This window comes from Pseudomonas sp. HMWF006 (assembly GCF_003061205.1).
Classification (GTDB): Bacteria; Pseudomonadota; Gammaproteobacteria; order Pseudomonadales; family Pseudomonadaceae; genus Aquipseudomonas; species Aquipseudomonas monsensis.
In genome coordinates this window covers 4,631-13,073 of record NZ_QAIU01000444.1, presented here as the reverse complement: position 1 = coordinate 13,073, position 8,443 = coordinate 4,631, and the positions used below count along the sequence as shown (strand labels likewise).

Annotated in this window: 8 protein-coding genes and 1 pseudogene; 4 read left to right on the top strand and 5 right to left on the bottom strand. The window is 60.9% G+C overall.

Annotation, left to right across the window (positions count from 1 at the left end; all coding sequences use genetic code 11):
• The 3 genes and pseudogenes from hemC to DBR24_RS34885 all read right to left on the bottom strand — a co-directional run.
• A partial coding sequence (gene hemC, locus DBR24_RS18770) for a hydroxymethylbilane synthase (RefSeq protein ID WP_128615486.1) occupies window positions 1-708 on the bottom strand: 708 nt, incomplete at its 3' end.
• A 138-nt stretch (window positions 709-846) separates the two neighbouring features.
• Window positions 847-1,593 (bottom strand): LytTR family DNA-binding domain-containing protein, encoded by a 747-nt coding sequence (locus tag DBR24_RS18765; protein WP_123469778.1) that lies wholly within the window; start codon window positions 1,591-1,593, stop codon window positions 847-849.
• A pseudogene (locus DBR24_RS34885) lies at window positions 1,590-1,730 on the bottom strand (sensor histidine kinase); the annotation flags it as partial. The gene DBR24_RS18765 and the pseudogene DBR24_RS34885, both read right to left, overlap by 4 nt.
• A 330-nt stretch (window positions 1,731-2,060) precedes the next feature.
• On the opposite strand from DBR24_RS34885, the gene argH reads away from it, so the two are divergent.
• Window positions 2,061-3,455, top strand: a complete 1,395-nt coding sequence (gene argH, locus DBR24_RS18760; RefSeq protein WP_128615485.1) for an argininosuccinate lyase — start codon at window positions 2,061-2,063, stop codon at window positions 3,453-3,455.
• A 119-nt stretch (window positions 3,456-3,574) separates the two neighbouring features.
• Here argH and DBR24_RS18755 read toward each other — a convergent pair whose 3' ends face one another.
• Window positions 3,575-4,234: a glutathione S-transferase family protein gene (locus DBR24_RS18755; RefSeq protein ID WP_128615484.1), complete on the bottom strand. Its 660-nt coding sequence runs from the start codon at window positions 4,232-4,234 to the stop codon at window positions 3,575-3,577.
• Between the two features lie 123 nt (window positions 4,235-4,357).
• Between DBR24_RS18755 and DBR24_RS18750 the strand changes: the two genes are divergently transcribed.
• From DBR24_RS18750 to DBR24_RS18740, 3 genes are all read left to right on the top strand, one after another.
• Entirely contained in the window at window positions 4,358-4,645 is a 288-nt protein-coding gene (locus tag DBR24_RS18750; protein WP_128615483.1) for a hypothetical protein, read from the top strand.
• 260 nt (window positions 4,646-4,905) lie between these two features.
• Window positions 4,906-5,151 carry a TIGR02647 family protein gene (locus DBR24_RS18745; protein WP_039757399.1) on the top strand — a complete coding sequence of 82 codons (246 nt, stop codon included), beginning with the start codon at window positions 4,906-4,908 and terminating at the stop codon, window positions 5,149-5,151.
• Between the two features lie 185 nt (window positions 5,152-5,336).
• Window positions 5,337-8,180: a class I adenylate cyclase gene (locus DBR24_RS18740; protein WP_128615482.1), complete on the top strand. Its 2,844-nt coding sequence runs from the start codon at window positions 5,337-5,339 to the stop codon at window positions 8,178-8,180.
• Between the two features lie 7 nt (window positions 8,181-8,187).
• Here the strand turns inward: DBR24_RS18740 and rnk are convergent.
• A partial coding sequence (gene rnk, locus DBR24_RS18735) for a nucleoside diphosphate kinase regulator (protein ID WP_256591633.1) occupies window positions 8,188-8,443 on the bottom strand: 256 nt, incomplete at its 5' end.

Genomic DNA, 8,443 nt, shown 5'->3' with positions numbered 1-8,443 from the left:
TTTGTTGAGGGCGCGTTCAGCGCTGACCCGCGCAGCCGTATCGGCGTGATGCAGCGGTGCCAACAGGGCATGAATTTCAGTGTCGGCGCTGCGGCATTCGATGCCGACGGCGCCCTGGCCACCGGCCGGCAGGCTGTCGTCGACGCTAATGGCAGAGGTGATGCGGTCTTCGAAACCGAGGCGGATCAGGCCGGCCGCCGCGAGGATGATCGCGTCGTACTCACCGGCATCGAGCTTGGCCAGGCGCGTGTTGACGTTACCGCGCAGGAAGCGGATCTCGAGATCCGGGCGGCGCGTCAGCAACTGGGCCTGACGACGCAGGCTGGAGGTGCCGACGATGGCGCCGGCAGGCAGCGCATCGAGGCTTTGAAAGGTATTGGATACGAAGGCATCGCGCGGGTCTTCACGCTCGCAGATGCAGAACAGGCCCAGACCTTCGGGGAAGTCCATCGGCACGTCTTTCATCGAGTGCACGGCGATGTCGGCTTCGTTTTCCAGCAGCGCGGTTTCCAGTTCCTTGACGAACAGGCCTTTGCCGCCGATTTTCGACAGTGGCGAGTCGAGCAGCTTGTCGCCGCGACTGACCATGGGCACCAGCGTCACCAGCAGGCCCGGATGGGCCGCCTCCAGACGGGCTTTGACGTATTCGGCCTGCCAGAGGGCCAGCGCACTTTTACGGGTGGCGATGCGGATTTCGCGAGAGGACATGGATCAATCCGTACTGAATAGATACGGCGGATAATAACAGCTCAGCCAAATCCACTTTGACCTGAATCAGAAACGACGTGGCCTCCCTGGCCTGCGATGCCCGGTGAAGAAAAGCAGAAACCCGCCGAAACGATCGGGTTACAGGCCCTGCATCATCTTGCGCACACCGGCCACGTGCCGACGGCTGACGATCAGCGCATCACCGTTGAGGCCTTTGAGGTACAGCTGGAAATGCCCCAGCGGCGTACGTTGCAGCCGTTCGATGCGGTCGCGGGCAACCAGTGCGTTGCGGTGGATACGCACGAAGCGCTCACCGAATTCGTCTTCGAGCGCCTTGAGTGGTTCGTCCAGCAACACTTCGCCGGCCTCGTGACGCAGGGTCACGTATTTGTGGTCGGCAATGAAGTAGACCACCTGATCGAGCGGGATCAGTTCAATCCCTTTGCGAGTACGGGCGCTGATGTGACTGCGCGGGCCGTTGCCGCTTTCGGCTGCGGGACGGGTCAGGGCCGAGAGCTGGGCCCGGTTGGGACGTTCAGCCCGTTTCAGGGCGTCATGCAGATGTTCGGTTCGCACGGGTTTCACCACATAGCCCACGGCGCTGGCCTGCAGGGCTTCCACGGCAAATTCATCGGGGCTGGTGCAAAACACCACGGCGGGCGGCGTTTCTCGTTCGCACAGACGGGCAGCGACCTGCAGGCCATCCAGGCCAGGCATGCGGATATCGAGCAGCACGATATCCGGCTTGTGGCTGTCGATCAGCGCCAACGCCTCCTCGCCATTCGTGGCGCTGGGCTCCAGGACTGTGTAACCCTCGAGCTCACTCACCATTCGGCTGAGGCGCTCGCGAGCCAGTGGTTCGTCATCAACGATCAGGACATTCATATTGCGCTGGATTCCTGCGTGAGTCTCGCACAAGGATAGCGTAGACAGGTGGAGTGACGTCCGTCACCGCGATCCACGCTAAGACTAGCCCGAGCGCCAAAAAGTGCCGTACGTCGGCCAGCAATATTTGCCAGTGTCCGGGTCGTACTGCTCGAAGCCCGCTGTTTCCCGCGTTTCTCACGGGTTTTGTCCAAGGACATAACCCACCCCCACTTCTTATAGTCGGCGACCGGACCTTTGCACAATCCGCGCTCACCGACCCTTATGTCCAACTGTAGACGCTCGCCGGGCCGATATTGCTCAATCGAAAAATATCCTTGCGCAAATCCCCCGGCACCAGCGGCCACTATGGCTGACGCAATGAGAAAAAAACGTATCGACCAGTGTCAGCGACAGGATTGGCAACCCTGTTATTATCCGCGCCAGCGTTTCACGCCACTTTTCTTCAAGCCGATACGAGCGAATTCATGAGCACTGACAAGACCAATCAGTCCTGGGGCGGCCGCTTCAGTGAACCCGTCGACGCCTTCGTCGCCCGCTTCACCGCCTCCGTCACTTTCGACCAGCGCCTGTATCGCCACGACATCATGGGCTCGATCGCCCACGCCACCATGCTGGCCAAGGTCGGCGTGCTGACCGATGCCGAGCGCGACAGCATCATTGATGGCCTGAAGACCATTCAGGGCGAAATCGAGGCCGGCCAGTTCGACTGGCGCGTCGACCTCGAAGACGTGCACATGAACATCGAAGCCCGCCTGACCGACCGCATCGGCATCACCGGCAAAAAACTGCACACCGGCCGCAGCCGCAACGATCAGGTCGCGACCGACATCCGCCTGTGGCTGCGTGACGAGATCGACCTGATCCTCGGCGAAATCACCCGCCTGCAAAAAGGCCTGCTGGAACAAGCCGAGCGCGAAGCCGCGAGCATCATGCCGGGCTTCACCCACCTGCAGACCGCGCAGCCGGTGACCTTCGGCCACCACATGCTGGCGTGGTTCGAAATGCTCAGCCGCGACTACGAGCGCCTGGTCGACTGCCGCAAGCGCACTAACCGCATGCCCCTGGGCAGCGCTGCACTGGCCGGCACCACCTACCCGATCGACCGCGAATACACCGCGCAACTGCTGGGCTTCGATGCCGTAGGCGGCAACTCGCTGGACAACGTGTCCGATCGAGATTTCGCCATCGAATTCTGCTCGGCCGCGAGCATCGCGATGATGCACCTGTCGCGCTTCTCCGAAGAGCTGGTGCTGTGGACCAGCGCGCAGTTCCAGTTCATTGATCTGCCGGACCGTTTCTGCACCGGCAGCTCGATCATGCCGCAAAAGAAAAACCCTGACGTACCGGAGCTGGTACGTGGCAAGACCGGTCGTGTGTTCGGCGCACTGATGGGCCTGCTGACCCTGATGAAAGGCCAGCCACTGGCCTACAACAAGGACAACCAGGAAGACAAAGAGCCTTTGTTCGACGCCGCCGACACCCTGCGCGATTCGCTGCGTGCCTTCGCCGACATGATCCCGGCAATCAAACCGAAACACGCGATCATGCGTGAAGCGGCGCTGCGCGGTTTCTCCACCGCCACCGACCTGGCGGACTACCTGGTTCGCCGTGGCCTGCCGTTCCGTGATTGCCACGAAATCGTCGGTCACGCCGTGAAGTACGGCGTCGACACTGGCAAGGATCTGGCCGAGATGAGCCTGGAAGAACTGCGTCAGTTCAGCGACCAGATCGAGCAGGACGTGTTCGCCGTACTGACCCTGGAAGGCTCGGTGAATGCCCGTGACCACATCGGCGGGACCGCGCCGGCGCAGGTCAAGGCTGCCGTGGTGCGCGGTCAGGCGTTGATCGCCAGCCGCTAAAAGCATCGCGGGCAAGCCCGCTCCCACACGTTCTGCGTCGAACACACAAGGGTGTTTCAGCGCGAAATCCTGTGGGAGCGGGCCTGCCCGCGATGACTGACTCCAGAACGCTAAAAAATCTACTTCTTCGCCGCGATCATCGCCAAAAACGCCGGCATCGCAGCCTCTTTGTCCGCCGCAATCTTCTGCACATGCGGACTCTGCTCAAGCAGCTCCAGCAGCACCTTGGCCTTCGGCATCTCGGCCAGCAAATCGATCCCGAACAGCTTCTGCCCGACCGCGCACGCCAGCGGCACGCTGTAGAGGAAATACAGATCCGCGATGCTCAGACTGTCGCCCGCCACATACGGGGTGAACTTGCCGTGACGCCCCAGCGCCGCAAAACCCAGCAGCAATTCGGCTTTGGTTTTCTCCTTGATCGCCTCCGGCACCGGCGAGCCAAAGAACGCTTCGCCGTAACAGGCGCGACCCGGCAACTCGATATAGAGCTCGATCTCCTTGGCAATCGCCAGCACCTGCGCTCGCGCAAACGGGTCACTTGGCAACAGCGGTGTGCCCTTCTGGGTCTGTTCCAGGTATTCAAGGATGATGCCGGTTTCATTGATGTAACCGGCATCAACGCCCAGCACCGGGACTTTGCCGCGCGGGCTGATGGCCAGCGATTGCGGCGTTGGCGTCGGGTAGAACGTGACCTCTTCAAACGGCAGGCCTTTTTCCAGCAGCGCCAGTTTGACCATGTTGTAATAATTGCTGACAGAGAATCCGTAGAGCTTGAGCATCACATAGCCTCCGGGCCGTGCGGGGTGGGCAGTCCCTGTTTATAGATCGCCGGACGCAATCCTGCCAGCAGCATCACCTCGCTGAATGCAGGTAAACTGGCGCCTTTCCTTGAGGAGCCTGCCATGAGCGAGCCGACAGACATCGAGATTGACGACGAAGAAGAGTTCGCCGAGAACACTTTGATTGAAGCGATCGAAAATCAGATTGAAAACGACAACCCGCCAGCGGCCAAAGCGACCTTCAACAAGCTGACACTGGTGGGTGTCGAGCGCGATGAGATCCTCAACCTGATGGCGCACGTGCTGGCCTATGAAATCGACGCCATGCTTGATGAAGACCGTGCCTTCGATACCGAATGGTACGAAGCGGCGCTGCGCGCATTGCCAGAGCTGCCGCCCGAAAAGCAGTAAGCCCCCGATCGTGCAGGACTGAGCCTGCTCACGATAGCGTTCTGTCATGTCAGTGAAGAATATGCTGACAGGCACTCCTCTATCGCGAGCAGGCGAAGGCCTACAATGTTTGTAACGTATCCAGCCAGCCAACTTCCGGGCCCCGACTACACTGGAATCCGCCTCAAGACAAAATCCCTGATCTGAGCACTGGACATGCCGCAAAAGCGGGTTCACCTTAGGGGCGCTGTCGTCCAATTACTAGAAAGTCTGGAGTCCTTATGTCGCTTACCCCTGAGCTGGTTGCCGAACTGGAAGTCCTCGCACTCTTCAACCTGGACAGTTCCCAGGAAGGTTTGAAAATTCATCAGACCGCTGCCCCGAAACACATCGCTGCTGCACAACGCCTCTTTGAAAAAGAACTCACCGACCAGCCCGATGGCGGCTACCTGACCAGCCTGGGTCGTGATGCCGCGCAAAATGTGCAGACCGTACTGACCATTTTGAGAGAGCAGGAAACCGCCTGATTTTCCCGTCTTTGCCCACGGGAACTCCTGCCACGGGATTTCCGCGGGCTCGCTTGATCACTCCCACGCTAAAAATCTGACGTCAAAAAAACAAATTCAGCTTAAAAGTCCCGCTGCGCAGAGGCTAAACTGCCTCCCATTCCGAGACCCTCTTCGTCCGAGCCTGCGAGCCGGTTTGAGCTGACATGACGCGCACCCATGAAATCCGCCCCGATCTGGACGAAGGCATCGACCGCAAGGTGCTCAGCCAACTGCGTGCGCGCTTTCTCAAACTCAATGCAGGTCGCCTGGGTCGCGCACTGGAGGGTCTGTCGACGCGCCAGCAAGGCGTACTGACGCTGCTGCCGCTGTTCTTCCACGTCAATCATCCGCTGCTGCCCGGCTATGTCTCCGGCAGTACGCCGGCGGGCCTGTCCAACTACGAACCGGACGCCACTACCCTCGCCGAAGCCCAGCGCCTGACCCGCTCGTTCTCCTACAAGCCGCGCCACGGCAGCAACCCGCCACGGCCGATTCACGGGCTGTTCCTGATGGGCAGCCTGGGCACGCTGGCCCAGGCCGATCAGAGCGACATGGACGTGTGGGTCTGCCACGCGCCGGACCTGAGCGAAAGCGAATTGGCCGAGCTGAGCAAAAAATGTCAGCTCCTGGAAACCTGGGCCGCGAGCCAGGGCGCCGAAGCGCATTTCTTCCTGATTGACCCGGTGCGCTTCGTCAAAGGCGAACGCGACACCCAACTGAGTTCCGAGAACTGCGGCAGCACTCAGCATTACCTGCTGCTGGACGAGTTTTATCGCACCGCGATCTGGCTGGCCGGGCGCACACCGATCTGGTGGCTGGTGCCGGTCTACGAGGAAAGCGCCTACGACCTTTACACCGACACGTTGTTGTCCAAGCGTTTTATCCGTGCCGACGAAACCCTCGACCTCGGTCACCTGGCGACGATTCCGCCGGGCGAGTTCATTGGCGCCGGGCTGTGGCAGCTGTTCAAGGGCATCGAGTCACCGTACAAGTCGGTGCTCAAACTGTTGCTGACCGAGGTTTATGCCAGCGAACACCCCCATGTGCAGTGCCTGAGCCTGCGCTTCAAAAAAGCGGTGTTCGCCAACCAGCTGGATCTGGATGAGCTGGACCCGTACATGGTCGTGTACCGGCGTATCGAGGAATACCTCACCGCGCGCAACGAACCGGAGCGTCTGGAACTGGTGCGCCGCGCGCTGTACCTCAAGGTCAACCGCAAGCTCACCGGCAACAGCCGCAGCCAGGGCTGGCAACGCGCCCTGCTTGAACGGCTGGCCAGCGAATGGCATTGGGATCAGCGTCAACTGGCGCTGCTCGACAGCCGCAGCCAGTGGAAAGTGCGCCAGGTCAGCGCCGAACGCCGTGCCCTGGTCAACGAACTGAATTACAGCTATCGCTTCCTGACCCAGTTTGCCCGCACCGAGCAGACCGTCAGCCTGATCAACAAACGCGATCTCAACGTCCTCGGCCGCCGCCTGTACGCCGCGTTCGAGCGCAAGGCCGACAAGGTCGAGTTCATCAACCCCGGGATCGCTCCGGATCTGGCCGAAGACACCCTGACCCTGGTGCAGTCACGCAACAAGAAAGAACCGGGGCAAGCCCAGTGGGGCCTGTACAACGGCAGCCTCACCGCACTGGAATGGGAGCACTTCGCGCCGATCAAACGCAGCCGTGAATTGCTCGAACTGCTGACCTGGTGCCACCGCAACGGCGTGATCGACAGCAGCACCCGACTGGCCCTGCATCCCGGCAGCAGCGACCTGAGCGAGTTCGAGCTGTTCAACCTGCTCGGCAGCCTGCAACAGTGCATCGCCCTGCCCTTGCCCACGGTGGCTGAAGCACCGTTGCTGCGTGCGGCCGTGCCGAGCGAAGTGCTGATTCTGGTCAACGTCGGCGTCGATCCGCTCAAGCATCACCGCGACCTGAATATTCTGATGACCACCGAGCGCACCGACTCGCTGAGCTACGCCGGGGTCCGGGAAAACCTCGTGCTGACCCTGGATCAGGTCACGCTCAACAGCTGGAACGAAGTGCTGGTCAACCGCTTCGACGGCCCGCACGCCCTGCTCGACTGCCTGCGCGACTACCTCAACAACCTGCCGCGCGGGCCGCTGCAGCCGTCGCTGAAAGTGCGCTGCTTCTGCCACAACCGCGCACAATTCATCGCCCGTCGCGTTGAAGAGATCGTCGATACCGCGCAAAACCTGCTGCTCAGTGAGTTGAATCATCGCTACCTGATTCAGGTGCAACAGCACTATCACGTACTCGAATTGGTCCCGGGCCAGGTCAACCACGTCGCCCTCGCCACCCTGCCGGCGTTGCTGGAGTACCTCGGCGAAGAACAACCGCGCTACAGCCCGCTGCACCTGGACCCGATGGCGCTGGAGGATCACGACCTCGCCCTGATCCTGCCAATGGGCCAGCCGGATTGCATTCAGGTGTTCTACCGGATCAGCGAACAGCAGGCCGAGCTGTACGTGCTGGATGAATTCAACGCCCTGTGGCAACAGCATCTGCCGTATCACGACGAACAGAGCCTGCTGGTGCCATTACAGCGCTTCCTGCAGTCGATCCAGTACCGGCGCGAAGCCTTGCTGCCGATGGACGCCGCGCCTTCGGCCAGCCTCGACACTTTGTATTACCAGTTATTGCCGTCAGGCCCGGGAAAAGCCCGCCGCGTCGAACCACGACCAGCACCGCAAACGCCGGTCAACAAGCCGTTCTACGACGTGCAGGCGATTGTCGGCAAAGCCGCACCGGGGGAAGTGCAGGTCACTTTGTATTGCAATCAACGGGAATTCAGCGAGCTGGAACATGGCGACCAGCTGTTCAGCGTGGTCGCCCGGGAGATCGTCGAGCAGCGCCGCGAGAGCGAACGCTATCGCTGCTACATCACCGACCTGGACCTGTCGGGCCTGCTCGGTGATGCTCAGAGTTCAAGCAATTTGTATCTGCGCTACAAGGCCGACCTGGAGCGCGCCCTGAACGAGGCGCTCGAACAGGTCTGAGGCGTGGTCATTCGCGGAAATCACCGCCGTTGGCCGGCTGCGATTCGACTTCCAGCAAGGTCAGTTTCAGGGTCTTGCCGCCGGGAGCCGGCCAGTCGATGTGCTGACCGACCTTCAGGCCCAGCAGCGCGCTGCCGACCGGTGCCAGAATCGAGATCTTGCCTTCGTCGGCGTTGGCATCCTTGGGATAGACCAGCGTCAGGTGATAGTCCTTGCCACTGCCTTCTTCGCGGCAATGCACGCGGGAATTCATCGTCACGACA

Coding starts and splice junctions, on each gene's coding strand:
- DBR24_RS18765 (WP_123469778.1), bottom strand. CDS start 1,593: ATGAATGTCCTGATCGTTGATGACGAACCACTGGCTCGCGAGCGCCTC.
- argH (WP_128615485.1), top strand. CDS start 2,061: ATGAGCACTGACAAGACCAATCAGTCCTGGGGCGGCCGCTTCAGTGAA.
- DBR24_RS18755 (WP_128615484.1), bottom strand. CDS start 4,234: ATGCTCAAGCTCTACGGATTCTCTGTCAGCAATTATTACAACATGGTC.
- DBR24_RS18750 (WP_128615483.1), top strand. CDS start 4,358: ATGAGCGAGCCGACAGACATCGAGATTGACGACGAAGAAGAGTTCGCC.
- DBR24_RS18745 (WP_039757399.1), top strand. CDS start 4,906: ATGTCGCTTACCCCTGAGCTGGTTGCCGAACTGGAAGTCCTCGCACTC.
- DBR24_RS18740 (WP_128615482.1), top strand. CDS start 5,337: ATGACGCGCACCCATGAAATCCGCCCCGATCTGGACGAAGGCATCGAC.